The following is a 24,749-nucleotide window of genomic DNA, read 5'->3' on the forward strand; positions in this document are numbered from 1 at the left end:
CGCTAGCAGCTGCTAACACCTTTTCCAGCGATTATTTCCCGAAGACCAGCCCAAGAGGCCTTGGGCCGCCCTTCTTATGATATGCGCACTTTTTATCTTATATGATTCAAGGTCTTACATTGCTCCGTGGAAAGTCCGCTTGATCACTTCTTCCTGCTGCTCTCTGCTGAGGCGCACAAAGTTGACGGCGTAGCCGGATACACGGATCGTTAGAGACGGATACTGTTCCGGATGCTCCATTGCTTTTTTCAAAAGCTCTTTTCGCATCACATTCACGTTGAGATGATGAGCTCCCTGGCAGAAGTAACCGTCCAGCAGCGACACTAAATTGTATTCCTGCTGTGGCGCATCCTTGCCCAGTGCTTCCGGGACAATGGAGAAGGTATTGGAAACGCCGTCCTGGCATACGGTGCGATATGGAATCTTTGCAACGGTATTGAGCGAAGCCACTGCACCGTTCACATCTCTTCCGTGCATCGGGTTTGCTCCCGGCGCCAGCGGTTCTCCATATTTTCTGCCGTCCGGTGTGTTCCCGGTCTTTTTCCCATACATGACATTGGAAGTGATGGTCAATGCTGACAGCGTATGTCTGGCATCTCTGTACATCGGATGCTTTTTCAGCTCTGCGGAAAAATGCTTAACAATTTCAATGGCAATATCGTCGACTGCATCGTCGTCATTTCCGTATTTGGGGAAATCCCCTTCTACTTCAAAATCAACGGCAACGCCCTGTTCATTGCGAACCGGGCGGACTTTTGCAAATTTAATCGCAGAAAGCGAATCCGCTGCACAGGAAAGTCCTGCGATGCCGAAAGCCGTCAGCCTTTCAACGTGGGTATCATGCAGGGCCATCTGGCTTGCTTCATAGGCGTATTTATCATGCATATAATGGATCACATTCATAGTATCCACATAGAGCTCGGCAACATAAGCAAGTACTTTCTTATAGCTGAGCATAACTTCGTTGAAATCCAAAACATCGTCGTATTCAAGAGGCTTGATTTTGGGGATGACCAGATCGCCCGTCAGCTCGTCCACGCCGCCGTTGATGGCATAGAGCAGGGATTTGATCACATTGGCCCGGGCGCCGAAAAACTGCATCTGCTTGCCCACGCTCATGGCGGAAACGCAGCAGGAAATGGCATAATCGTCGCCGTAAACAGGGCGCATCACGTCATCGTTTTCATACTGGATGGAATCGGTCTCAATACTCATCTTGGTACAGTAGCGCTTGAAATTTTCCGGAAGATTCTGGCTCCAGAGCACGGTCAGATTGGGCTCCGGCGCTGTACCGAGGTTTTTCAGGGTATGGAGATAACGGAAGGAGTTTTTCGTAACCAGCGTTGTTCCCTTTACGCTCATACCTCCGATGGCTTCCGTTACCCAGGTAGGATCGCCTCCAAAGAGTTCGTTGTATTCGGGGGTTCTCAGATGGCGCACCAAGCGCAGCTTAATGACAAACTGATCGATCAATTCCTGGGCTTCTTTTTCCGTCAGCGTCCCCCGCTCCAGATCGCGCTGGATATAGATATCCAGGAAGGTGGACGTTCTTCCCAAAGAAGTGGCCGCTCCGTTGTTCTCCTTAACACCGGCCAGGTATCCCAGGTACACAAACTGTACGGCCTCACGAGCGTCGGCCGCAGGCTGGCTCAGGTCGATTCCATACTTTGCAGCCATGGCCTTAACTTCTTTCAGTGCGCGCACCTGCTCGCGGAGCTCTTCCCGGATACGGATCAGCTCATCGGTCATCGGACCGTCGGCCATCTCAATATCCTGCTGTTTCTGCTCGATCAGATAATCGATGCCGTAGAGCGCAATTCTCCTGTAATCGCCGATGATCCGGCCTCTTCCATAGGCATCGGGAAGGCCGGTCAAAAGGCCGTTATGTCTTGCAACCTTGGTTCGATTGGGATAAGCATCGAACACACCTTCATTGTGGGTTTTACGGAATTCATGAAAACGCCGTTTGATTTCCGGATTCATTTCATATCCGTACTGCTCCAGGGCGGATTCAGCCATACGGATACCGCCGTAGAGGTTGATCATGCGTTTGAGAGGAGCATCTGTCTGAAGTCCTACGATCACTTCGTTTTCCTGATCAATGTATCCCGGCTTAAAGTTATCGATACCGGAAACTACGTCAGTTTCTACATCATAAATACCATGTTCGATCTCTTCCAGCAACAGCTCTTTGCATCTGTTCCAGACTTTTTCCGTTCGTGCGGTGGGTCCTTCCAAAAAAGAGTCGTCGCCGCTGTAGGGCGTTACGTTTTTTTGAATAAAATTCCTTACATCGATCACGTGTCTCCAGTTTCCGCTATTAAATCCTTCCCATTCTTTGCGCATGTTATCTTTCCCTCCATATAATCGATCAAAATAGAAAAAGCCGCACCATCCGGGCTTTTTCTTAGCCCAGACGGTCGGCTTTAGTTCACGATCATACTCCATGTGGTTTTTTCCACTTCCGTCAGTCATATGACTTTTTGAATATACTATATCTTGGGGGTTATTGTCAAGAAATTTTATGTGAATATTGTTCAAAATTTCCTACGGCTGCGGCTGCTCAAAGTTTTCTGAGCCAAGCAAACGCTTCATCTTCGGCCATTGGTTTGGCAAACAGGAATCCTTGGATCAAATCAATTCCGCATTGGCTGACAAAGCGTTCTTGTTCCTCTGTCTCTACGCCTTCCGCTAATACCTGCATCCCCATTTCGTGGAAAATTCTTGTAATACTTCTGACCATCATCGCGGACTTTTTACTATTCATGGCAGCCCAAATCAGGCTTTTATCCAATTTTACCGTATCCAGAGGCATGGTCATAACAGATACAATATTGGAATAGCCTGTCCCGAAATCATCCAGCTCCATGCGTACACCTTTTTTCTGCATACGCTCTGCGAACTCACTGACGCATTTAGTGTTTTCCAGCAAAATGCTTTCGGTTATCTCTATTTTGATCTTGTTAAAAGGAGTACCGCTGCTGGTTATAATTCCCTCCACCCGGTCCGCCAAATCTATCTGTGAGAACATATGCCCGGAAAAATTCACATGGACCCCTTCAAAATTAGGGTTTACTTCTGATATTCGATTGATGAACCGGCATGTCTTTTGTAAAACCTGATAGGTGATATCGACAATGATCCCCGTATCCTCTGCAATGGGAATAAATTCGTTGGGATACAAAGGACCAAGAGGCGAATTGGGAATTCGCAAGAGGGATTCGGCAACCACATATTGTCCGGTATGATTAGATATGATCGGCTGATAAAAAACAGAAAAGGTGTTTGCTTCCAGGTTTTTCTCTAAAATAGTGATAATCTGTGATCGCCTGCGCACTGCTTTCAGCATCTCCTGACCGCAGTAATACGCGCCTGCCCGCTTGCTGTCTTTTGCCTTGGCTACTGCATATTCAATGCCATTGATTAAATCTTCGACAACCTTTGCGCTTTGAGGATAGCGTACGATACCGATGGCTGCCGGAATGACACAGCTGTTTTCGTCTACTGACCAGGGTTCCTGCATACGGGCGGTCAGGCTCTCTACAATCTTTTTTATGTCTTGATCGCTTGTCCCTTGACAGAGCAGAGCAAATTCATCTCCTCCGTAACGATATAAACAATGCGGTTGCGCTCTTTTAATTAAAAAGTTTCCAATTTCACGTAGAAATCGATCCCCTGTATGCTGGCCGTATGTATCGTTGACGCGGCGAAAGTCCCTCAGCGAGAGTACAATGAGGGTAAAATTTCGCGATTTTCTCGTCTGCAATTCCAGCATTTTGAGGAATTCCTGCCTGTTGGGCAATCCGGTTAAATAATCGGTGGAATTCTGTTTGTTCTGCAAATACAAATAGATGATCAGCAGCGCGCAGGTGGCGGCGGATCCGGACAAAATGACGGTGGGATAAAGCTGCTGAACAATGATGACCAGCACTGCGATAATGGGAAAGGTGGCCAGAATTTTTCTAATAATGGGGTCCACCTGTTTTGTTCTGACAAAAGCGACGGTGATCGCTGCCAGGCAGTAAATGTAGAAGATCAGGTAAGTGGTTATGATCAGGGGTCCCTGGAAATATGCGCCGGATGCGTCGATGTGGAACAGCTCTTTGCAGAAGGGGTTGATCAACACCAGCACCAAGTAGAAAATTCCTGGAATAGATGTCCATTTCATGATTTTAAGGGCGTTTCCCTGGCCTTCGAAGACTGTTGCGATGGTATAGAAAAAGTAAGCCATTCCCATCAGAGGAGTGGCGATGAAATAGATGGTCGTCACAAGCCAGGTCAAAAGATTGATGGAGTGCTCCGGGTATGAAAGCATTGCGGTCGATAAAATGTTAAAGCCGATCGCGCAAAAAGTCGCTGCGAAACAAAAGTAGAACAAGCGGTTTTTCAGCGATGGGACCAAGCTGCTTTTTCGGGAATAGAACCAAATGATAAGCAAGTATACGAGTGAAATACATTCTGCTGCAATATTCCAATGCATTGGGCACCTCTTTTACCTCTTTTGATATGGATTTACGGAGCAACTGCACCAACAAAAAAAACTTCTAGAATAATGATTCTTCTCTAGAAGTTTACCATACTAGGCCTTTATTTTCAATCTTTTATAAGTTTCGGGCAGCCATTCTAAGGCATCTAAAAATCTAAGTCGTTATGCTTTTCAAAAATCCTTCTAACTCTTTTACAAACTTAAGTTCCTCAGCTAATAAATATTCTGTATTTTTTTCATCTGACCCTTTATCTACCCCATTTAATAGGGTACTTTCAATTAATACTGTATAACCATTGATACTAATTAAATCCGATAATACACTTGGTACATTTTGAACCACGTTCTGATAGTCTCCTGTCCTCTCCAGTCTAGTGTCCGGCGCAATAATGCTTTGCAGCAATATGCCATTTTCGTTCATTGAGTAGTACAGAAATGTTGTTCTAATGTATAGATCACCTTTTTGGTTCGTGAATTCAAATATATATTTTGACGGGGATCCATCAGCCAATGAGTCCTTTTCTCTATCATCCAGATTGGTCTCAGGCATTGTCATAAATACGTTATTGACACCAGGCTGAGATATTAAAACAAAGTTTTCGAATTTCTCTTTGTTTATTCTGTGTACGTCTTTTACAAACTTGCTGTATTGTTCACTGGGATTGGGATTGCTATTTGTGGTATTTTCTTGTGAGTCCTTATCCTCATTAGTACTGCACGCCAAGAATAATATCATTACAACCGTTATCAATATCATCAACAATAGCTTTTTTTGATTATTTTTCTTTATCATTTTCTGCTCCGTTTCACTATACTCGAAATAAGTAGATATGGGCATTACTGCCCATATCCCTCATTCAAGCAACATATACGCTACTGACGCATACAACTTAACCCTATCAGAACTCTGCGGTTACCGATTCTGTATTTATTGTCATCAGCTTACCAAAGTTGGCTGAATTTTTTTCCGCTTCGCTCCCTAGTATCCATTACATTACCACACGTTTTTATCAAAATGAACATTTAGTGTCTTAAAGTGATTCGTTTGCTTAGTATCTTTCTTTTCAGTCCCAATAATTCTATTATTTTGTATTAAATTATATGTTATATATCCTGTTGACTTTAACCCTTTATAATGTGCAGTAATTTTACCTTGCTTTCCTTTAGGAACCCACACCGAATCTGATAATCCTACCGCCGCATTGGCCGCTTTAGTTTTTGTATATGCAGCACCAACTTTCGCTAGGATTTTATTTTCATAACTGGCACTTAAGTTCACACTCCATGTTGAACTAGTAGCGGCAGACTTTGAAATATTACATTTTAAGTTGCTTCCTTTTGCTGCCCTTCGATTGTCACATGTTGCTTCACATATCTTTTTGAATTTAGCAACTTGCGTCCTTGATTTTACTGTATACGATTTCCATCCCCTAAGGACTGGTCCGGGTGCCATTGCCGCATCTAATTTCACATCTTTTGAGTTCGAATCTACTGTAACCAATTCATCTTTAAGACCATCTTTATTTGATTCATATTCAAATGGTTTCACCGTTTTTAATTGATTATAACTATCATTTATGACATTTCCATTATCATCATAGTACTTCATAGATACATTTGTTGCAACATCATCAGTGTCGTTAGATAGTGCAAAAGCTGATGTTGTTAACATGCTGAATGTTAATGCCATTATTGTTGTTATTATAGTAATTTTCTTTTTCATTTTATATTTTCCTTTCCATAAATACACAGAATAATTTACATTTATCCACATATTGCATATGAAATTATCCTCTAATTTTATAAGATAATCATTCCAATTTCACTTCCTTGAAATCATTGCCATCTCATATCACAATCATATGCATCATCTCCTTCTGTACCTAATAACCCAATATCTTCCTATCTAAAGACTTTAACAACACACACTTAATAAGTAACCAGCCTGGAGCTTTTTTTTATCGTATCCTGTAATTCCTTGCCCTTATAGCATTTCATCGTTGCCTTCATATAATAATTCCCCCTCGATGGGAGTACATACGTTTTGCCAAAGGTATATTTCGTCCCCGACTTCTCCATCGTACCAGAATAAGTCTTTATCTTTCCAGTCCCTTTATTGATAATTTGAATCGTTGCCTTGACCGATGTGATAGAACTTGAGGACTTTGCGTTAATCTGGGCAACGGCGATAGCTTTTCCTTTCGAAATTGAAAGTTTCGCCAATGCACTTAATGCAGAAGTATATGCAAGTTCAACTTCCGGTTCAGCTTCGTTACTCACTTCTACAATTTTTGTCTTTGCATTTGTTTCATCGCCTACTGCTTCACCTGTAACTGTCGCAAAGCTTGTCCCCGCCGTCGAGATAAACATACAAATCATAAATGCCGCTACTACGTTCACTTTTCTCATAATAAAAATCCCTCCTTTAAAATAGTTTCTACTTATAAAACCATTCTCAGAAGGGATTTGTGACACTTTTCATAATTTTTTTAATATTTTTTCTTATTCCAGATGATTTGCGATTTTAATCAGAGTGTTTTGATCTAGCATGGAGGTAATTTCAAAATACACACCGTCTTCCTCCCACATCAACATATGGTTTTCATTTCCCCCAAGGTAATAGGCCTCGTATGTTTTAACCATACATTGTTCCCGCTGGCTGGTTTCAGTATCAACGGACATGGAAAAACTCTTGTCATTGATCTGAGTAATAGAAAGGACGTCTCCTGTTTTTTTGTTTTCATAAGTCAGGGTATGCATGGTGTCAAAATCATCTTCCGCTGTTTTCGCATAACCTTCCGGCAGGAAGCTTGGGTAGCGAATATGCACATCTTGTTTCTTAGAATCCTCAGGGATCACATCGCTATGCCCCGCCTCTTCTGAAAAAAAGAAGCCAAATAGCGTCGTTCGGAATGCTTCCGATGTGACCGTAGCTGTTCCCAGTGTGACCACACAAATACACAAGATAGCCACCCAAGTGAGGCGAAAACGTCTATTGTTCTTTTTCTTTGCGTCTATTTGCTTTCGTTCCGGCTCTTTATCAAGCTGGTTAAACGCTTCAACACGATCTTTATGTAATTCTTTGCCCAATGCTTTTAGCAGTTCCTCTGCTTTTTGTTCATAATCCACGTGCGCACCTCTCTGCTTCCAGAATTTCACCCAGCCGTTTCCTTGCCCTTGACAACCTTTTTCTTACTGTGTCTTCCTTGATTTCTAATATCTCACTAATCTCTGTATCGGAATAGTCATCGCCGTATTTCAAACACAAAATGTCTTTATCTCCTTCTTTTAGTTCCGCCAGCAGGGTCGTAATTTCTTCACTGAATCCATATGCCCCTTCAAATTCATGCAAATCAATGTTTCCTCCTACTATATTAACCATTTCGGTAGGAGCAAATGTGACCGTTTTTCGATTTTTCTTTTTCGAAAGTTCGCTCAGGGCGGTATTCTTGGTTATCACCATGATGAAATGCTTGCACCGGTCCGTGTCAATATTGTCGATCTTGCCAATATTTTTCATAATTTTGATCATCGCAAGGGAAACGATATCATCAGCTTCATGAACATCTTTAACGATTGCGTTTGCGATACGTTGCATGGTTTTACGATACCTTAGAAATAAGGCTTCTATTAAATCTGCATCTATTTCGAAATCTTTTGGTGACATTGTTTACTCCAAGGAACTGTGTTTACTGAGCCAAGTACTTACTATTATAAAGATAGTATATCTTCAAACCGTACCCGGTGGCAAGTTAAAACATTCCATAGTTTTGCAAATAATTTAATATAGGTTCCAATTCATAATATTGCCCAAAAATGTGTATTATTTCATCATAGCGGGCAATGGTATGGGGGCTATAACCTCTCACTCTGCACCTTGTTCGAAACTCCTCATACACTTTTTGAATCGTCTTTTTTCCGTTATCTGCCATAATTTTTTTCATAAAAAAACCTCCAAAATAATGAACCAGACTATCGCCTTATTGCTCAAAAGACGGATTCAGTATTTGAAGGTCAGTTCTTTAAAAACGTTTAAATTTCAACATTCTTTATAATATAAGTTTCGGGCAGCCCGTAAGCCGGGTTCTGTATTTGGCAATCATCTATCTCGACGTACTGTCACCAGCACGCTCCAGCGACCTACCTCTCGGGCGGCGACGGGCAGCCGCCTTCTTTGCCCTATTTGGTCTTGCTCCGGATGGGGTTTACACGGGAAATATGTTACCATACCTCCCGGTGAGCTCTTACCTCACCATTTCAACCTTACCACGGCATTACCCGTTTCGGCGGTGTGTTTCTGTTGCACTTTCCCTATAGTTACCTACGCCAGACGTTATCTGGCATCCTCGCCCTATGGAGCCCGGACTTTCCTCATACACCCAGGTGGTGCACGCAACTGCCTGGACTACCCAAAACTTTGTTTATTATATCATTTTCAAGGAGCTTATGTCTACCAGATTTTCATTTTACAGCATCTCAAAGGGATCGATATCCACATCGGATGCCAGGACCTGTATCTGCCCGCCGGTCTTTTCGATTAATTTATCCGCAAAATTACCGGCAAAGGATTTTTCCGTTCCATAATGGCCGGCATCGATCACTGCCAGGCCAAGGGCTTTCGCCTTCTGGGCATCGTGGTATTTCAAATCGCCTGTGACAAAAAGCTGACATCCATTGGCCGCGGCCAGCTCCATCAAATCCGCACCGGCTCCGGTACAGATGCCCACTGTTTTAATTACCGAATCCGGTTTGCCCACTGCACGGAATTGCTCCGGATCCATCTCCAGCTTAACAGATAAAAGATCCAGCGCCTCAACCAGCGTCATTTCCTGTTCCAGCTGCCCCACCCGGCCGATCATATCCAAATCAGCTCCGCTGCTGAACCCGCTGGTATCTTTCAGGCCGATCAGCTCCGCCAGAAAATCATTGTTTCCTCCATCCAGCTTATCAAAAGGTGTATGGCAGGAGTAGACGGAAACCCCCATATTCAGCAGCCGGACAATATAAGCGCCTACCATATCCCGATAGTCGATGGATTTCAGGCTGCCAAAGATCAAAGGATGGTGGGTGACGATTAAATCCACGCCTTCTTCATCCGCTTCCTCGATCACCGCATCCGTGATCTCCAATGTGGTCAATACACTGTGAATTTCCACAGGACCGGCAGCAAGCTGAATGCCGCTGTTATCCCAGCTTTCCTGAGTATCGGGCGATGCGATTTCTTCAATTTTTGCAACCACGTCTTCCAATTTCATTGCCATCTAAACACCTCCTAAAAGGGATTCTAAATACAAAACCCTGTTTTCTGTAAACAACACCTTCTCTTCGTCAATCGATATGCTTTTCTTCAGGCCTTTTAAAATATTCCGTTCAATGGACCGCTTGTTTTTAATGAAAGCCTCAGCCAGCTCTCCTGCAGAACTGATCCAAGGGGGAACCTCGTATTCTATAGCCTCGGGACCGCAGCCTTCCATTGCCCGGGAAATGGGGGAATGATTTCCCAAACTGCCCGCTTCCGGAACTGCGGTGATGATTTCACATATATATTTTCCTTCCCGAACCAGGTTTTCCCGAATGATAAAAAAACCGTTGTTCACCAGCCACCATCGCAGCCTGCCCTGTCCGCTGCGCGGCTGAAAAACAAGTTTACCAAAGCTTTTGGACTTGTCCAGATCCTTGGACAAGATTTCAGTCATCAGAATTCCGCCCATACCAGCCAGGACCACCGCATCCACCTCGCCTTTTTCCAGCACCTGAATACCGTCTCCCAGACGCAGGTCGAAAGTCATGTCCGGGTAAAGAGCTGCGGCATTGCATCTGGCCTTGTCCAGCGATCCTGCGCTCACGTCCGCCATAATCACGTTGGGGCTGATCCCGTTTTCCCATAAATAAATCGGCAAAAAACCATGGTCGGTACCAATATCGGCCATGGTTTCGTTTTTCTCAATTTGGTCTGCAAGGATTTGCAGTCTATCTGTCAGTCTGATCATATTTATTCCAGATAATCCTTTAACTTTTTACTCCTGCTTGGATGACGCAGCTTGCGCAGCGCCTTTGCTTCAATCTGCCTGATTCGTTCCCTGGTAACATCGAACCGCTTGCCGACCTCTTCCAACGTGCGCGCACGACCGTCTTCCAGACCGAAACGAAGCTTGAGCACCTTCTGCTCCCGTTCGGTCAACGTATCCAATACTTCCACCAGCTGTTCCTTCAGCATGGAAAAGGCTGCGGCTTCGGCCGGAGCGGGCACGTCCTCATCGGGGATAAAATCACCTAAATGGCTGTCCTCTTCCTCGCCGATCGGCGTTTCCAGAGAAACCGGTTCCTGTGCGATTTTGAGGATTTCCCGAACCTTTTCTTCTGAAATACCCATTTCTTCAGCGATTTCCTCAGGTGTCGCCTCTCTGCCCTTTTCCTGGATCAGTTGGCGTGAAACGCGGATCAGTTTATTGATCGTCTCAACCATATGCACTGGTATACGGATCGTCCTCGCCTGATCCGCAATTGATCTGGTGATTGCCTGCCGTATCCACCAAGTAGCATAGGTACTGAATTTGTAGCCTTTTTTCCAGTCAAATTTATCCACGGCTTTAATAAGTCCAAGGTTTCCTTCCTGAATCAAATCCAGAAACAGCATACCTCGTCCTACATATTTTTTCGCAATGCTGACAACAAGACGCAAATTGGCCTCACACAGTTTCTGCTTCGCTTCTTCATCACCATCCTCCATCCGCTTAGCCAGCTCAATCTCTTCCTGGGCAGTAAGGAGGGGTACCTTGCCGATTTCTTTTAAATACATCCTTACCGGATCATCCACTGCGATTCCTTTTGGTATCGTCGCTTCCAGATCGATCTCTTTTGTATTGCCGCTCTCAGCAATGACCGCTTCTACATCCGGATCTTCGACTTCCTCACCTTCCAGTTCGCTTAACTCGATATCATCCGGTTCCACCTCGGAAACGACTGCGATTCCCTTCAGAATGAGCTGTTCGTACATGTCATCCATATCCTCTTTGTCCAGCTCAATATTACCCAAATGGTCGGAAATCTCCGTGTATGTTAATGAACCCTTTCCCTTTGCCTTGGCAACTAGCTCATCGATCAGCTGCTGTTTGCTTTTCACTTGTTCCTGCTGCACTTCCTGCTGCGCTTCTTTTTTTGCCATATGCCTATCTTACCCCCTACCGTTTTTCATCATCTTCTGGATATTCATAAGTTCTTGTGTCAACTCTCTGATCATTTCTTTATTTTCTTCTTCGTCTGCCATGGAAAGCCGCATGATGAGCTCCTGCTCCTTCTGAGTCAGTTCTTTCATCCGAATCGTCTCTAAACAATCGGCAAAAATCTTCTCTTCCTTATGTGCCAGACGCACATTTTCCAAAATGTTTTTTAAGATCTCCGCATTGTTTGTTTCCAACCCGTCTGCCAGCTTTCGTACATCAATTTCTTCATGTTCTGCATAAAGCTCTTTGATCCCCTTATATATGCTCTGTCCGCAGACAGTCGTGAATGCGATGTTTTCATAAGGCAGCAGTTTTGGATAATAACTGCTGTTTCTCAAAATCAGCTTAATCATATTTTTTTCCAGCATGGTGATATCTTCCGGCGCTGCATCGGCACCTTTTCTGTTGGCGGCTGTTCGCTCTGGTGCCTGCTTTTCACTAGTATTGCCAGTTATTTCAAGTCTTATAGCACCTTCTGATATTTTTGTTTCCGCTGCCAGTTTTTTTATGTAGATATCCGCTTCCACAGGACTGAGCATCCTAAGAATCTCCGCTGCTTTTTTTAAAAAATCTACTCGGCCTTCTGTGGAATCTAAATCGTATTCCTGCCGCAGAAGGCTCAGTTTATAGTCCGCATAAGGCAGCGCCTGCGCCACCAAATCCAGAAAGGCCGCTTTCCCATTCTTCTTTACGAATTCATCGGGATCCTTTCCGTCAGAGACGTGGAGGACCTTCACCCTGCAGTTTTCCCCATACAGGATGTCCAATCCCCGCAGAGCCGCCTTTATTCCAGCCTGGTCGGCATCGTAGGAAAGAACCACATTGTCCGTATAGCGTTTGAGCATCTTGGCTTGATTTTCAGTCAATGCCGTTCCCAGCGAGGCGGATACGTTCCGCACGCCGCTTTGGTACAGAGAAATCACATCCATATAGCCTTCCACCAGAATGGCACAGTCTTCCTTGCTGATTTCCTGCCTGGTTATATTCAGGCCGTAGAGATTGTTTTTCTTCAGAAAAACCGAAGATTCCTGGGAGTTGAGATATTTGGGACTTCCATCACCCACGATCCGGCCCCCGAATCCGATCACTTTGCCGCTGGTGTTCATGATCGGGAACATCACACGGTCTCTAAACTTATCATAATATTTACCCTTAGACTGGGAAATCAATCCCAATTCCAGGAGTTTTTCTTTTTTAAATCCCAGCCCGGTCAAGTACCGATACAGACTGTCCCACTTATCATCCGCGTAGCCAATGCCGAATTTGTTGAGCATTTCCGGTGTGATCCCCCGGTTCTTCATATACGCGTAGCCTGGATTGGCGCTCTGCCTGAGGGCTTTGAAAAAGAATTTGGCCGCTTCCCTGTTGATTTGATAGGATTCTTCCTTGTTTTCATTCTTGTGAAAGCCTCTCTGTATGGTAATGCCATATTCATCGGCCAGCTTTTCGATGGCCGGTATGAATTCCAGCTGATAATACTGCTGTACAAAACTGATCACATCGCCAGTAGCTCCGCAGCCAAAGCAGGTATAAATTTGCTTTGTTTCAGATACAACAAAAGAAGGTGTCTTTTCATTGTGGAACGGACAAACACCTTTATAGTTGCTGCCCGCCTTTTTCAAGGGGACTACGCGCCCGATAACATCGACAATATTACACCTGCTTTTTATTTCGTCAACTGTATTATTTCCTGCACCCACTTTTGCTCCTCATAAAAAACTTTAATTAACATAATCTTTTTCGACAAAAGTATGCAGCTTCCTTTTTTTCCATTAAAATTTTTTTATTTATTTCCACCCTTTGGGTACAAACAAATCTGTATAGAGGTTCATTGCATAACGGTCTGTCATTCCCGCAATATGATCCTTGGTAATTTCAGCTAGTCCGAATTCGGGAATCAATTCCTGCAGATCCTTGGGCAGCTGGCCCGGATTCTCCAGATAGTATCGATAAAGCGACTCCAAAATGTTCTTTACTTTTTCAAGATCCTCATCTTTTTTAACTCGATTGTTGTGATACACATTTTCAAACATGAAATCGCGCAGCAGATTCATATGTTTGAAACAAGACTCGCTCATGGAAATATGGTCCTGATCAAAACTGCTGTTGATTAAATCTGTAACCAAGGTGTTTATTCGAGCTCGATGGGTCTCCCCCAGCACTTGAATGCAATTCTTCGGCAAATCCTCGGCTGTGATGACTCCGCTGCGAAGCGCGTCATCGATGTCATGATTAATATAGGCCACCCGGTCGCTGATTTTGACGACCTGCCCTTCCAGCGTATATGGTATGCCTGGGCCGGTATGATTAAGAATACCGTCCCGAACCTCCTGCGTAAGGTTCATGCCCCGTCGGACGCCGTTGCTTTCCAAGACATCCACCACCCTCAGGCTCTGCACATTATGACGAAAACCGCCTTCGTACAACTCATTTAAAACCTTTTCCCCATTATGTCCAAAGGGCGTATGTCCTAAATCGTGTCCCATGGCTATAGCCTCGGTTAAATCTTCATTGAGTCCCAGGCTTCTGGCAATGGTTCTGGCAATCTGCGAAACTTCAATGGTGTGAGTCAGCCTGGTACGGAAATGATCTCCTTCCGGGGCTAAAAAAACCTGAGTTTTGTGCATCAATCTGCGAAAGGACTTGGAATGGATAATTCGATCCTTGTCTCTCTGATAATCCGTTCTGATTGCGCATTTTTCCTCAGGAGTCCTGCGTCCCCTTGTTTCCGCCACTTTGGCGGCAAAAGGGGACATTATCTCATATTCACGTTTTTCAATTGCTTCTCTCGTAATCATCTGATCTCCTATATAAAGAACTGAATGATCCAAACGGAAAGACCTCCTAAAATCATGGTAATCGGCAGCGTCACCACCCAGGCGATGAAAATGTTCTGCGCGATCCCCCATTTGACGGCAGAAATTCGTTTAGCGCTGCCCACACCCATGACGGCCGTAGTGATGACCTGGGTCGTACTGATGGGCGCTCCCATGAAGGACATGCTTTCAATAACAAGAGCGGATGCTGTCTGAGCCGCAAAACCGCTGGCAGGCTGAAGTTTGGTCACACCGCCGCCCATGGTTTTCATAATTTTCCAGCCGCCTAAAGAAGTTCCCAGAGCCATCATGAAGGCACAGGCACACTTCACCCACAAAGGCACACCGCTGCCCGGATCAAGAACACCTCCTGTGATCAGCGCCAAAGTGATGATTCCCATAGTTTTCTGAGCATCGTTGTTGCCATGGGAAAAGGAAACCAGTGCTGCCGAAAAGATTTGCAGTTTGGAAAATACACGGTTGGCTTTAGCCTGAGACCAGCTGGCAAATAATCGAAAAATCAATTTCATGAATCCAAATCCGATGAGGAGGCCGATAAACGGCGATGTAAACAACGGAATAATGACTTTTTGCATGACTCCTCCCCATAGAACATGATCCGTGCCCATAGTGAACACAATTGTAGCGCCAATCAGAGAGCCGATCAGCGCATGGGATGAACTGCTGGGAATTCCTTTCCACCAGGTAAATAGGTTCCATATAATCGCGCCGATCAGCGCGCCGAAGATCACGTATTGTTCCAGCGCCACATCCACAAGGCCGCTGGATATGGTCATCGCAACCTTTTCGCTGACCATAGCTCCCACCAAATTCATGACAGCCGCCAGCATGATCGCTTTCTTAGGCGTAAGAGCCCGGGTATATACGGAAGTCGCAATGGCATTTGCCGTATCGTGGAATCCATTAATAAATTCAAAGACTAATGCACACAAAACAACGCAGGCTAAGATTCCGCTAAGCATATTTCATTACCACTCCTTCAACTATGTTTGCTACATTTTCACATGAGTCAAGGCTCGTCTCCAGCTGCTCATAAAGATGCTTCCATTTGATTAGTTCAATTGGATTCACTTCTTTTCGAAACAGCTCGGTCAGTGCTTTTCGATATAAGAGGTCTCCCTCGTTTTCGATTCGGTTCACTTCAATGATCTGTTCGTGAACCACGCTGTTTTTCTTCACTTCCGACAGGTGTTTAAAGAGAACTTCCAGTTCCCGGATCGCCTGCATTATGTACGATGCCATTGTCAGGCATTCCGGTTTGAGCTTTTTTACATCGAATACGATAAACCGGTTTGCCACTTCCTCCAAAGAATCTACGATGTCATCCATTTCTTTGGTAATGTCATAGATGTCTTCTCTGTCAAAGGGAGTGATGAAGGAAGCGTTGAGCGCCGTCAGGATTTTGTGGGCCTGCATATCGCATTCTGTTTCCAGAACTTTAATTCCGGCAACTTTATCAGCCACGTCTTCGTAATTGGAAACTAGATCTAAAAATGACTCTCCGACTTTTACAATCTTGCTTGCAAAGTCGATTAGCAGCTGAAAAAATTCGTCTTCTTTTTTCTTAACACCGATCATTTATCATTCCTCTTTTCTCTTTCGTAAATAAGTCTATGAATTTATAATAACACTGCTTCTGTGTTAAAGTAAATTAAAAAGTGAATCTTTTTCTTAAAAATTTTTCCAATTCCGGGGAGGCATTTCCGAAATGTCCCAATACGGCCTCACGAACCAATTCATCAGTGAATAGAAGGCTTTCAGCGATATTATCTGCCAACGTTTCTCTCTCTTTTTCGCTCATTGCCTCAAACTGGCGGGCAGCCTGCTCGAATTCCGTCATTTCACCCCTCCTCTCTGCCGCCATCCATCTTTATGGGCATAATCCATAATCTCCAGAAACCGTTCATTGCCAAAAGCAATTCCAGAAACCAATGTTGAAGGCGCAAAGCAAAGGTTCTCATATTTTTCTTTGGGCAAAAGTCGATCCAGAACCATCTTACCGATCTTCGTATAGGGATAAATGTCTTCCGGCCAAAAAAGTGTTGTAGAGAGAAAATCAAAATCACAGTTACAAACCTCAGAATCATTCATCATCTGAATTTCCAACTCGTAGACCGGAAAATTCCTCTCCTCGATCGCAAGAGCCAGATCTCGAAGGCAGCAGTCCGGTGAAAATCCGGCCAGAAACTCCGCCTCCTGAGCTGAAATTCCCATACGTTTCTCATTGTCCTCCTCCTCACAGAGCGGATTCCATCGATAGCGAACGTACAGCTTCTCGCCATCACCGTTGATCCACTGATAGGTATTAACGCTATACCCTTCCATATATCGATAGGATTTTATGGTTCCTCTATTGGAATAAAGCCACATAATCAAGTTAATTGCTTCCGGGTTTTCCGCAAAGAACCCCCAAAAATCCACTTCTTCTCCGCATTCCATCTGAGTAGGAGAAAGCTTTCGAATCATGGAAGGAAATTTAGACGGATCATTGATATAATAAATCGGCGTACTGCCGCAGATCAGATCATAGTCACCATCATCCGTATCAAAACGGACCGCCATTCCCCTCATGTCTCTGAGCGAATCGCTGGCGCCCAGTTCTCCCATAGCCCGTGAAAAGCGTACAATTACCGGCGTTTCCTTTTCCGGATCCTGCAAAAAAGCGGCTTGCGTATAATCGGCAAGAGACATATAAGGGCTGAATCTGCCACAGGCGGCCACGCCCTTTTGATGAATCAATCTTGGTCTTGTAGTCTTGCTATTGAGCTCACTTATTTTTTCTAATAACGAGAAGGTCCCTTGCGCAGACTCTATCCCTGCGGAGGGCTTTGCCGTTATTTCGGGAACATCTAAGGGATATTCCCGGCCTAATAAAAAATCTGTCATCATATACCACCTCAAAGTAATATATGCGACAGATTCTTTTTTTGTTTCTCCAGTGTTTTCAGACACCCGTGTGTCCAAATCCTCCCTGTCCCCGCTCCGTGTCCTCCAAGTTATCAGAAACTTTCCAGGCAACCCGCTCATATTTGGCGACTACCATTTGGGCAATCCGATCCCCGTCCTTGATTACAAAGGGATCCTTTCCCAGATTGATCAAAGCTACTTTGATCTCTCCCCGGTAATCGCTGTCGATGGTGCCGACGCCGTTGACAAGACCGATACCCCGCTTGATTGCAAGGCCGCTTCTGGCACGTATCTGCGCTTCATACCCAAAAGGCAGCTCCAGATACAGCCCGGTAGGCACCAGCGTTCTTTCACCCGGCTCCAGAGAAACCGGCTCTTTTAATGCAGCTCGCAAGTCCATTCCTGCAGAGCCATCCGTTTCATAAGCCGGTAAGTAACCCCGTTCGCTTCGAATTTTGATCTCCATCGATCTACGCCTCCATAATTGCTTTCAAATCAAACTCTTCGTTTGTAACCGCAGCGCCGCAATAGGCGCTCATATCACAGATTTTATCCGCAGCCTTTCGCATGTCGTCCATCGTTACCCGATTGAATCCCTCGATCACTTCTTCCGGTGTATGGATTTTACCACAGATCACCATATTCTTGCCTATGGAAAACATCCTCCCTGTCACATTTTCCTGCCCGAAAATATAGCTGCTTTTCATCTGTTCTTTTGCTGTTGCCAGTTCCTCTTTTGTCACACCATCACGCTTTAGTATTTCCAGCTCTTCCTTAATGCCGGCGATGGCATCCTTAATCTTATTGTGAGCAACACCCGCATAAATGTTAAAATATCCGCTGCTGCTAAAGGAGCTCGCTACGGAATAAACCGAATAAGCCAGTCCTTTTTCTTCTCTGATGTTCTGAAATAGCCGCGAACTCATGCTTCCGCCCATAATGTTGCTCAGAAGTCCCATTGCGTAATAGGCTTCGTCTTCCAAGGCTACTCCTTGGGTGGCCAAACTGATATGACTTTGTTCAATATCCTTGGTTTTCACTTTATACCCCGGGCAATAAGGCTGAAGCATATGTCGTTTTTCTTCTTTGGCAGCTCCCAGCGATCCCAGCTTGTCCTGAAACAGCGTGCATATCGCCTCCTCATCAAAGTTGCCCGCTATCGCGATCACAATACTATCTCTGGTATATTCTCTGGACATGTAGTCTACTAAAACATCCCGATCAATGTTATCCAGAGAAGCCGGTGTGCCGATAATGGAATTTCCCAGAGGGTTACCTTTGAATACCAGCTCGCAGACCGTATCATGAACATCGTCGTCGGGCGTATCCTGAATCATCTTGATCTCCTCACAGATGACACGTTTTTCCTTTTTCATCTCGTCTTTATCCATCTTGGAATTGAGCAGCATATCCAGCAGAATCCCGGCAGCTTTATCCAAATTGCTGGAAAGTGTTTTTATATAGTAGCAGGTTGCCTCCTTGCCCGTGAAGGCATTGAACTGTCCGCCGATCCGATCCACGTCAGCAGCGATTTCCTTTGCGGACCTCTTCTCCGTCCCCTTGAACATCATATGCTCAATGTAATGGGAAACACCTGCGATCTCGGCAGGTTCATCCACCGAACCTGCCCGTACCCAGGCTCCCAGCGCTACAGATTGCAGATGCGGGATCTGCTCCATAATAACGGTGGTACCACAATCAAGTTTCCTCGTTTGAATCATTCTAATAACACCCTATTTCTTTCTCTTTATTTTCTCCATGATTTCTCTTCTGTACAGATAACCGGCAATAACCAGCGCAAGAACGATCAATGCCGCCGTGCCCGCAGTCTTTCCGAACTTCAATTCAAAAAAATAAGTGATACCTAGAACTCCTGCGAACAAAATCAGCACCAGCATAAAAATAGCAAGGCTGGCTCGTTTGGCCACGCCTTGTTTTTCTTCCGCATCTTTTTCCTGTTGTGATTTCACCGGGTCTTTTTGCTTCATAACTATCCGTACCTTTTCTTCAAGTAAATTATATTGTAACACAATTATCCCGCTCTGTCACCGATTCCTGTTCAATATCGCCAGAATGCGAATAAAGATATTGATAATATCCATATATAGATCGGTTGCGCTGTCGATGGCATTGTTTACTGTCCTCTGATACCGGTTGGCTTTTGCCCAATCATATCCAATGTAGGCAGAAAAGAGCAGTACCACCGCATAGTCAAAAATAGCAAAATCGGCTTTTAAGACAAATATACAAAACAGCTCGGCAATGCACACCACAACCAGCGTGAAAAAAAGCATCCTGCCCATTCCCAGGAAAACAGCGGGAAATAGCGTTCCGGCAGCCAGCATGAGCAGCGTAACAGCCCCCGTAATGACGATGGCCTCAAAGACCAGCTGTGATCCATAGTAAGGTAGCAGAATCGTCAGCATCACTCCCAGCGGTACAACAATAAAGTTGTACCCAAGAAAACTGACGCCTGCACTGTCGCTTCGCGTCAGCGCTGCCCCCACAAACACACACACCAAATATCCGATCAGCAGTACCCACTGGTTGATTCCATCGAACACACCTCGAAACAGCACCACCATAGCCGCATTTACAGCAAAGCCGTACAAAAGCGTCAAGCCGATCAACAGATTGTACGTCCGAACGCTTATTTCCTTCTCGCCAGGAGATAATGTAAATCGAAGATTTTTATTCACCAGACTTCCTTGTGACATTCCTATACACCCCTTTTCCTTTTTGAGTATTATACCATAGTTCTTCTCTTTGCCAATAAAATTTACTCCTGTAACACAAATTTGAAAACATTCATATACTATCCAAGAATACGTTATTGTGAAATAAAGGAGGTAACCATATGAGTTGTTTCGGCAACAGGCCAGCGCCGGACCTCTACGAGAATTGCTGCAATGCAGGCAATCTTTGCAAGTTTAACGGAAAGCTCGACGATGTAGTCAGCACTCCGATCTATGCCCAAAGTGTTTACGATGCTGTACTCTTTAATCTTCAGGGGATGAAGACTGTACAGGGACAAATGTTCACTCCGAACATTCCTTGCGGGCACACCATCAGCAGAGTTGTAGATATTCGCTGTAAGAGGTTTTTTAATCCATGTAATGTAGATGATCCCAGGAATCTGAATCTGGATGTTGACACCAGCATCTCCGGCGCCACGTTTTTACAGGATAGCCAGGGGAATCCGCTGGAGGTCGTAGGACCTGACGGAACCCTTTCGGAAAAGGTACTTTACGCCGATACGAAAGAATGTGATGATAAATGCATGGGAACGCCGATCTTCGGTACTCAGAACGTAAGCATCACAGGAAACGTTTTAGTATACATCGACCTGCTGTTATGCGACAGATGCAATAATGAAAGTGTCTTTACAGTATGTGCGGAAGTAAACGTTGCGACGGCTTCCCATCCGCTGATTCTGACCAATTTCTTTGAAATCTGTATGCCAAGTACGGTGGACAGTGCATTCCTTCCCAGGTTTACTGAGTTCAGTAATGTTGCGTGCGAAACCCGTCTTGCCACCAATAATTGCGGCAGAGATTTGACTGTAGGTCCTGAAGGAGAAGTATGCGGCAACCTGATTATTGCTTTATGCGTAAGTTGTGAGAAAAAAGTAACCGTACCGGTTCAGCTGTGCGTTCTTTCCACCGGGTTCGCGGAAATTCCGGCACAGACCAATCCGATCTGCACCACCTTCCCGACCCTGTTCCCCAACAGAATCAGCCCGCAGGATACAGCGGAAAACTGCGGCGACCCATGCTGCGATCCCTGCGACCCGTGTGATCCGTGCGCTCCGCCGCCTGCCAATACGGCCTGCGGATGTGACAGCAACGGCACGCCCATCGCCAACGACTGCGGCTGTAATGAATGTGCTCCGCCCAAACCTGAACCTTGCGATTGCGATCCATGCAGACCGCAGCCGCGCCACAGAAGATAGGCAGACTGTAAAGATCGTTTTTTACAGACAAAGAGACCGTTCTCCCTTCTTGGGGGGATGGTCTCTTGTTGTTGGTTTTGTTCGCGGCCGCAGCTGCCGGATTTCAAGGTTGTAAGGCTCGGTTCACTGACCGGGCGCTGATTGACAGGTTGACGGCCGGAGGGGCAGCTGACAGATTTTCGGTGGGATGATGTGCAGCCGGACGGGCAACTGAGAGCTTTTAGGCAAAATCATCGCTGATGCGGCTAATCTTGGTCATCCGCGATGATTTTAGGCGTTTTCACCCGCAAATCAGGCATGATCCTTGGGTAAATTATCCCTTTGTTGGTGTTTTTCTCCATTCAGCGATTAAAAATTATCGTGATGCCTTTCTGTAAACCGGAATAGCGATGATTTTCCTCATGGTGGTGTTCAGTAAGCCGCCTCACACCGCTTTCTTGCATCGGAAAGAAGAAACACTGCCCTGCTCAAAGCCTGGTTATTTTGACGGTTCTACGCCCTCAATAACCTTGACATTTTCTTCATTGGAAATGGTACTTACCACCCGAATGTAAATAGATTCATCAACATAAGTGGCGGTATATTCACCATCCGTTTTTTCCACGTATATTTCTTTATCTGAGTATGGCGATTTATATTCCTCACCACTAAGGTAAATATCCGTGCTGCCATTGTAAGTATCAACAGTAACCAGTAATGTTTCTTCTCCTTTTGTAAATTCATAGAAGTTCGAAGCGATTCCTTCTGATTTAAAAAAAGTACACTTTGAAAACGTATAATCCTTTGGGATATATTGAGGGATATACAAAGTTGGCACGACATTTTTTCCCTCGTCCAACTTCTCCCAGTCCGTAACTTCCAGGGAGAGAGACCCTTGTTCATTCATAGATGGTTCTTCCTGGGGTGATATATAGTGTTTTATGTTTTGGAAAACGCCTTTTACACCATAGGATGCATCCGAATTCATAAAAACAGCCATTCCGCTGCTTGTTACTAAAATTGCAAGCAATATCGCGGCCACTTTTGCGACTTTTGATATATGCCGCTTATGTTTCTTTTCCCCTGACAAGAAATCCAGGTTCATTTCCTGTGGGTCTATGACTTTGGAACTTCCATCTTGCAAAAAAGCTAGATCAGGGGCAGGAACGTTGATATCTTCCGCATCTGGTTCATAGCTTTGCCATGCCTGCTGCATTCTTTTTTGCAGTTCTTCATGGACATCTTTACTCATCCTTGCATCCCCCTTTCTCTACCTTTTCGAATTCTTTCTTTAAACTTTCAATTCCCCTTTTGTAACGGGTTTTAACTGTATTATATTTGATCTTGCGTTTCTCAGCGATCAAGGTGAATGGGATTTCATACACTAAATGGTCCCGGATAATATCCTGATAGATGGTTTCCAGTCTCAAAAGTGCTTTTATCACATTATACTGCGATTCCTCCCTAGTGAGCTTTTCCAGGATATCAGCTTCTAAATCCTGCAGCTGTTCAATGATGTCCAAACCATCATCCGGTTGAAGGTCGATGGTGTTCTTCCTATATTTTTCTATTTTCCGAAAGTATGCGTTGATTTCATTTGCTGTGATTTTCATGACCCAGGATTTAAGCGCCTCTGTGTTTTTAAGCGTGTGCATCTTGGATATGACAATTTCCATGACATTTTGTGCGATATCCTGCGCCGCATCCTTGTCCTTTATCTTACGAAAAGCAAATCTAAAAACTTCTTCATACAATTGTATCGCTTTTGAGATCATGTCCTTTTGCTGCGTTCTGCCCATTATGTATTACCACCTTAACCATTGCAACGACGTTAATTAAGTATAACACATAAATTCAGCTGCTCTCATAACTTTCAATGGATTTTTTCCTATAACTTGCGAGCCGTGTCGAGCAAGATTGCAGAACAAAAATTGGACACTCCGCTGCCGAAGTCAATTCTGATAGAGTCCAAGGCCGGCCGTGAACGATAGTTTTATTTATCAAACCTTTTACTTCCAAGTCAAATATTTTTCGTAAATTTCTTTGCCGTCTATGTCTTTTGATCTTTGTATCATAATATACAAATGATTTACAATCGAGCAAATCTCTCTTATATAAGGAATCTCATCGACTTGGCTCAATTCATATTGAGAAACAAAAAGCCCTGGTTGTATTATACAATTTCTTTTGCTATAAAGAACATATTGAAAGAAAGGATCTTCTTGTAATGATTGAAGATTTAAATGAATTGAACCATCACTTAGGTATTCATATAATGCGATCTGATTACAATCACAAGCCTTTGCACCTGAATAAAACGTATAGATCCATTTATTTAGTCGTTGTTCATTATAGGCTTGTACAAACATTCTAATCGCATTTGGTGTTGGTTGGGATACTTGACATGCAATTTTATTTTTAAATTCGTCCACAATTACATATACCGACTTAAAACTCATCCATAATTCTTCCAGCTGCGAATCAATGCATTTATCCTCTTCCAAAGATATAAATGCGACCATATCGTTAATATTTTCCGCATCATTTGTTATCAGCAATATCTCCGACATTGCAATTTGAACGCCTATATTGTTATCGATTACTTCATACACGTTTTTGAGAGATACCTTTTTGTTGTTTTTGTTTGTTATAACAAATTCTGTATCTATGCCAGTTTCATTCATACATTCATCCAGGTCAACTTTTTTTAACATGAATTTATCCACCTCTTAATTATTTTCCATAATATCAAATCTGGCTTTGAACCGGCCAGCTGCATAATACTTGCTTACACTATATTAGATGGAGTAAGGCTAAAAAAGTTTCAAAAAAAGAATCATTTTTTGAAAAGACCAAGCAGCAAGATAACCGAAGTCAGACTGCATGCAAAGACTGATCTCTTTGATTGCAACAAAATATGCTCCTCATGATACAGATTCCACCGCTTCGGTGTTCTGTGTTCACAAGGAGCATATCCTGCTGATTTCCGGAAGTATTACCATTTTTTTCACCTGTTATTTTTCATGCCTTTCTGTGCTCTATTCTGCGGCCTCCATATATTGATCCCCATAGTCCTCCTCTTTACGAGCCTTTTCCATTTCATATTCCATCTTCTCATCTTCCGTAAGATCCATCGCTTTGTAATCGATCATTTCCGGTTCTTCTTCATCTTTTACATTTTCCAGATATTCTGGGAAATCCGCTTCGTTTTGCAGATTCATCTTTTCTTTCATATCCATGTCGTATCTCCTTTCTCAATGTTTCTTTTTATGTTTTTATTATATACCCAAAGAATAGCAGGCTCAAGCGTTATTTTTTTAATTATCAAAAAATTCAAATAAATCAAAAAGTTGCAAGAGCGCTAA

26 protein-coding genes, 1 other RNA gene and 1 riboswitch are annotated in these 24,749 nt (G+C 44.1%); of the genes, 1 reads left to right on the forward strand and 26 read right to left on the reverse strand.

Annotated features, from left to right (window positions below; genetic code table 11):
- Positions 1-114 precede the first annotated feature (114 nt).
- From pflB to LG211_RS09535, 22 genes are all read right to left on the reverse strand, one after another.
- A complete protein-coding gene (gene pflB, locus LG211_RS09430; RefSeq protein WP_227755283.1) occupies positions 115-2,346 on the reverse strand; it encodes a formate C-acetyltransferase in 2,232 nt (743 codons plus the stop codon).
- A gap of 57 nt (positions 2,347-2,403) precedes the next feature.
- Positions 2,404-2,485, reverse strand: a riboswitch (ZMP/ZTP riboswitch).
- A gap of 78 nt (positions 2,486-2,563) precedes the next feature.
- Positions 2,564-4,480 (reverse strand): EAL domain-containing protein, encoded by a 1,917-nt coding sequence (locus LG211_RS09435; protein ID WP_269477379.1) that lies wholly within the window; start codon positions 4,478-4,480, stop codon positions 2,564-2,566.
- A gap of 160 nt (positions 4,481-4,640) precedes the next feature.
- A complete protein-coding gene (locus tag LG211_RS09440; protein WP_148395086.1) occupies positions 4,641-5,279 on the reverse strand; it encodes a hypothetical protein in 639 nt (212 codons plus the stop codon).
- A gap of 201 nt (positions 5,280-5,480) precedes the next feature.
- Positions 5,481-6,209 carry a hypothetical protein gene (locus tag LG211_RS09445; protein ID WP_148395084.1) on the reverse strand — a complete coding sequence of 243 codons (729 nt, stop codon included), beginning with the start codon at positions 6,207-6,209 and terminating at the stop codon, positions 5,481-5,483.
- A 206-nt stretch (positions 6,210-6,415) separates the two neighbouring features.
- Positions 6,416-6,895, reverse strand: coding sequence for a hypothetical protein (locus LG211_RS09450; RefSeq protein ID WP_148395082.1), 480 nt, complete (start codon positions 6,893-6,895; stop codon positions 6,416-6,418).
- Positions 6,896-6,988: 93 nt separating this feature from the next.
- A complete protein-coding gene (locus tag LG211_RS09455) occupies positions 6,989-7,615 on the reverse strand; it encodes a DUF4367 domain-containing protein (protein ID WP_227755200.1) in 627 nt (208 codons plus the stop codon).
- Positions 7,605-8,153, reverse strand: coding sequence for an RNA polymerase sigma factor (locus tag LG211_RS09460; protein ID WP_227755201.1), 549 nt, complete (start codon positions 8,151-8,153; stop codon positions 7,605-7,607). The genes LG211_RS09455 and LG211_RS09460 overlap by 11 nt, the downstream gene beginning before the upstream one ends.
- Before the next feature lie 85 nt (positions 8,154-8,238).
- Entirely contained in the window at positions 8,239-8,430 is a 192-nt protein-coding gene (locus LG211_RS09465; protein WP_148395075.1) for a hypothetical protein, read from the reverse strand.
- A 116-nt stretch (positions 8,431-8,546) separates the two neighbouring features.
- Positions 8,547-8,898, reverse strand: an RNA gene (rnpB, locus tag LG211_RS09470) — RNase P RNA component class A.
- Positions 8,899-8,952: 54 nt separating this feature from the next.
- Positions 8,953-9,747, reverse strand: a complete 795-nt coding sequence (locus LG211_RS09475) for a Nif3-like dinuclear metal center hexameric protein (RefSeq protein ID WP_253019658.1) — start codon at positions 9,745-9,747, stop codon at positions 8,953-8,955.
- Positions 9,748-10,476 carry a tRNA (adenine(22)-N(1))-methyltransferase gene (locus LG211_RS09480; protein WP_269477380.1) on the reverse strand — a complete coding sequence of 243 codons (729 nt, stop codon included), beginning with the start codon at positions 10,474-10,476 and terminating at the stop codon, positions 9,748-9,750.
- 2 nt (positions 10,477-10,478) lie between these two features.
- Positions 10,479-11,651, reverse strand: coding sequence for an RNA polymerase sigma factor RpoD (rpoD, locus tag LG211_RS09485; RefSeq protein WP_148395069.1), 1,173 nt, complete (start codon positions 11,649-11,651; stop codon positions 10,479-10,481).
- 9 nt (positions 11,652-11,660) lie between these two features.
- Entirely contained in the window at positions 11,661-13,409 is a 1,749-nt protein-coding gene (gene dnaG / locus LG211_RS09490; protein ID WP_269477381.1) for a DNA primase, read from the reverse strand.
- An 87-nt stretch (positions 13,410-13,496) separates the two neighbouring features.
- Positions 13,497-14,507: a deoxyguanosinetriphosphate triphosphohydrolase gene (locus tag LG211_RS09495; protein ID WP_148395065.1), complete on the reverse strand. Its 1,011-nt coding sequence runs from the start codon at positions 14,505-14,507 to the stop codon at positions 13,497-13,499.
- A gap of 8 nt (positions 14,508-14,515) precedes the next feature.
- Positions 14,516-15,508 carry an inorganic phosphate transporter gene (locus LG211_RS09500; RefSeq protein ID WP_148395063.1) on the reverse strand — a complete coding sequence of 331 codons (993 nt, stop codon included), beginning with the start codon at positions 15,506-15,508 and terminating at the stop codon, positions 14,516-14,518.
- Positions 15,501-16,124, reverse strand: a complete 624-nt coding sequence (locus LG211_RS09505; protein WP_148395061.1) for a DUF47 domain-containing protein — start codon at positions 16,122-16,124, stop codon at positions 15,501-15,503. Before LG211_RS09505 ends, LG211_RS09500 begins: the two co-directional genes overlap by 8 nt.
- 73 nt (positions 16,125-16,197) lie before the next feature.
- Positions 16,198-16,386: a catalase-related domain-containing protein gene (locus tag LG211_RS09510; protein ID WP_148395060.1), complete on the reverse strand. Its 189-nt coding sequence runs from the start codon at positions 16,384-16,386 to the stop codon at positions 16,198-16,200.
- Positions 16,383-17,432, reverse strand: a complete 1,050-nt coding sequence (locus LG211_RS09515) for a catalase (RefSeq protein ID WP_269477382.1) — start codon at positions 17,430-17,432, stop codon at positions 16,383-16,385. Before LG211_RS09515 ends, LG211_RS09510 begins: the two co-directional genes overlap by 4 nt.
- Positions 17,433-17,490: 58 nt before the next feature.
- Positions 17,491-17,919 carry a dUTP diphosphatase gene (gene dut, locus LG211_RS09520; RefSeq protein ID WP_148395056.1) on the reverse strand — a complete coding sequence of 143 codons (429 nt, stop codon included), beginning with the start codon at positions 17,917-17,919 and terminating at the stop codon, positions 17,491-17,493.
- A gap of 4 nt (positions 17,920-17,923) precedes the next feature.
- Positions 17,924-19,174 (reverse strand): M16 family metallopeptidase, encoded by a 1,251-nt coding sequence (locus LG211_RS09525; protein ID WP_148395054.1) that lies wholly within the window; start codon positions 19,172-19,174, stop codon positions 17,924-17,926.
- Positions 19,175-19,186: 12 nt separating this feature from the next.
- Complete coding sequence (locus LG211_RS09530; protein WP_148395052.1) at positions 19,187-19,441, reverse strand: hypothetical protein; 255 nt, start codon at positions 19,439-19,441, stop codon at positions 19,187-19,189.
- A 57-nt stretch (positions 19,442-19,498) separates the two neighbouring features.
- Positions 19,499-20,170: a Bax inhibitor-1 family protein gene (locus LG211_RS09535; protein ID WP_227755205.1), complete on the reverse strand. Its 672-nt coding sequence runs from the start codon at positions 20,168-20,170 to the stop codon at positions 19,499-19,501.
- Positions 20,171-20,310: 140 nt separating this feature from the next.
- On the opposite strand from LG211_RS09535, the gene LG211_RS09540 reads away from it, so the two are divergent.
- The gene (locus LG211_RS09540; protein ID WP_227755206.1) at positions 20,311-21,405 is read left to right on the forward strand and encodes a hypothetical protein; all 1,095 of its coding nucleotides are present in this window, start codon (positions 20,311-20,313) and stop codon (positions 21,403-21,405) included.
- 478 nt (positions 21,406-21,883) lie between these two features.
- Here the strand turns inward: LG211_RS09540 and LG211_RS09545 are convergent, their stop codons facing one another.
- The 4 genes from LG211_RS09545 to LG211_RS09560 all read right to left on the reverse strand — a co-directional run bounded on the left by LG211_RS09545 (position 21,884) and on the right by LG211_RS09560 (position 24,623).
- Positions 21,884-22,636, reverse strand: coding sequence for a hypothetical protein (locus tag LG211_RS09545; protein WP_148395048.1), 753 nt, complete (start codon positions 22,634-22,636; stop codon positions 21,884-21,886).
- Positions 22,629-23,183: an RNA polymerase sigma factor gene (locus LG211_RS09550; RefSeq protein ID WP_269477383.1), complete on the reverse strand. Its 555-nt coding sequence runs from the start codon at positions 23,181-23,183 to the stop codon at positions 22,629-22,631. The genes LG211_RS09545 and LG211_RS09550 overlap by 8 nt, the downstream gene beginning before the upstream one ends.
- A gap of 210 nt (positions 23,184-23,393) precedes the next feature.
- Positions 23,394-24,098: a hypothetical protein gene (locus LG211_RS09555; protein WP_269477384.1), complete on the reverse strand. Its 705-nt coding sequence runs from the start codon at positions 24,096-24,098 to the stop codon at positions 23,394-23,396.
- A 324-nt stretch (positions 24,099-24,422) separates the two neighbouring features.
- Positions 24,423-24,623: a hypothetical protein gene (locus LG211_RS09560; protein ID WP_148395042.1), complete on the reverse strand. Its 201-nt coding sequence runs from the start codon at positions 24,621-24,623 to the stop codon at positions 24,423-24,425.
- Positions 24,624-24,749: the final 126 nt, after the last annotated feature.

Origin of the sequence: Hominibacterium faecale (genome assembly GCF_020734085.1) — a bacterium.
GTDB lineage: Bacteria > Bacillota > Clostridia > Peptostreptococcales > Anaerovoracaceae > Hominibacterium > Hominibacterium faecale.

Excerpts from the sequence above, each read along its gene's own strand:
- LG211_RS09515 (WP_269477382.1), bottom strand. The coding sequence starts at position 17,432 with ATGACAGATTTTTTATTAGGCCGGGAATATCCCTTAGATGTTCCCGAA.
- pflB (WP_227755283.1), bottom strand. The coding sequence starts at position 2,346 with ATGCGCAAAGAATGGGAAGGATTTAATAGCGGAAACTGGAGACACGTG.
- LG211_RS09475 (WP_253019658.1), bottom strand. The coding sequence starts at position 9,747 with ATGGCAATGAAATTGGAAGACGTGGTTGCAAAAATTGAAGAAATCGCA.
- LG211_RS09465 (WP_148395075.1), bottom strand. The coding sequence starts at position 8,430 with ATGAAAAAAATTATGGCAGATAACGGAAAAAAGACGATTCAAAAAGTG.
- dut (WP_148395056.1), bottom strand. The coding sequence starts at position 17,919 with ATGGAGATCAAAATTCGAAGCGAACGGGGTTACTTACCGGCTTATGAA.
- rpoD (WP_148395069.1), bottom strand. The coding sequence starts at position 11,651 with ATGGCAAAAAAAGAAGCGCAGCAGGAAGTGCAGCAGGAACAAGTGAAA.
- LG211_RS09495 (WP_148395065.1), bottom strand. The coding sequence starts at position 14,507 with ATGATTACGAGAGAAGCAATTGAAAAACGTGAATATGAGATAATGTCC.
- LG211_RS09480 (WP_269477380.1), bottom strand. The coding sequence starts at position 10,476 with ATGATCAGACTGACAGATAGACTGCAAATCCTTGCAGACCAAATTGAG.
- LG211_RS09435 (WP_269477379.1), bottom strand. The coding sequence starts at position 4,480 with ATGCATTGGAATATTGCAGCAGAATGTATTTCACTCGTATACTTGCTT.
- LG211_RS09450 (WP_148395082.1), bottom strand. The coding sequence starts at position 6,895 with ATGAGAAAAGTGAACGTAGTAGCGGCATTTATGATTTGTATGTTTATC.
- LG211_RS09460 (WP_227755201.1), bottom strand. The coding sequence starts at position 8,153 with ATGTCACCAAAAGATTTCGAAATAGATGCAGATTTAATAGAAGCCTTA.
- LG211_RS09540 (WP_227755206.1), top strand. The coding sequence starts at position 20,311 with ATGAGTTGTTTCGGCAACAGGCCAGCGCCGGACCTCTACGAGAATTGC.
- LG211_RS09545 (WP_148395048.1), bottom strand. The coding sequence starts at position 22,636 with ATGAGTAAAGATGTCCATGAAGAACTGCAAAAAAGAATGCAGCAGGCA.
- LG211_RS09510 (WP_148395060.1), bottom strand. The coding sequence starts at position 16,386 with ATGACGGAATTCGAGCAGGCTGCCCGCCAGTTTGAGGCAATGAGCGAA.
- LG211_RS09555 (WP_269477384.1), bottom strand. The coding sequence starts at position 24,098 with ATGTTAAAAAAAGTTGACCTGGATGAATGTATGAATGAAACTGGCATA.
- LG211_RS09535 (WP_227755205.1), bottom strand. The coding sequence starts at position 20,170 with ATGTCACAAGGAAGTCTGGTGAATAAAAATCTTCGATTTACATTATCT.
- LG211_RS09525 (WP_148395054.1), bottom strand. The coding sequence starts at position 19,174 with ATGATTCAAACGAGGAAACTTGATTGTGGTACCACCGTTATTATGGAG.
- LG211_RS09505 (WP_148395061.1), bottom strand. The coding sequence starts at position 16,124 with ATGATCGGTGTTAAGAAAAAAGAAGACGAATTTTTTCAGCTGCTAATC.
- LG211_RS09530 (WP_148395052.1), bottom strand. The coding sequence starts at position 19,441 with ATGAAGCAAAAAGACCCGGTGAAATCACAACAGGAAAAAGATGCGGAA.
- LG211_RS09560 (WP_148395042.1), bottom strand. The coding sequence starts at position 24,623 with ATGGATATGAAAGAAAAGATGAATCTGCAAAACGAAGCGGATTTCCCA.
- LG211_RS09550 (WP_269477383.1), bottom strand. The coding sequence starts at position 23,183 with ATGGGCAGAACGCAGCAAAAGGACATGATCTCAAAAGCGATACAATTG.
- LG211_RS09445 (WP_148395084.1), bottom strand. The coding sequence starts at position 6,209 with ATGAAAAAGAAAATTACTATAATAACAACAATAATGGCATTAACATTC.
- LG211_RS09500 (WP_148395063.1), bottom strand. The coding sequence starts at position 15,508 with ATGCTTAGCGGAATCTTAGCCTGCGTTGTTTTGTGTGCATTAGTCTTT.
- LG211_RS09440 (WP_148395086.1), bottom strand. The coding sequence starts at position 5,279 with ATGATAAAGAAAAATAATCAAAAAAAGCTATTGTTGATGATATTGATA.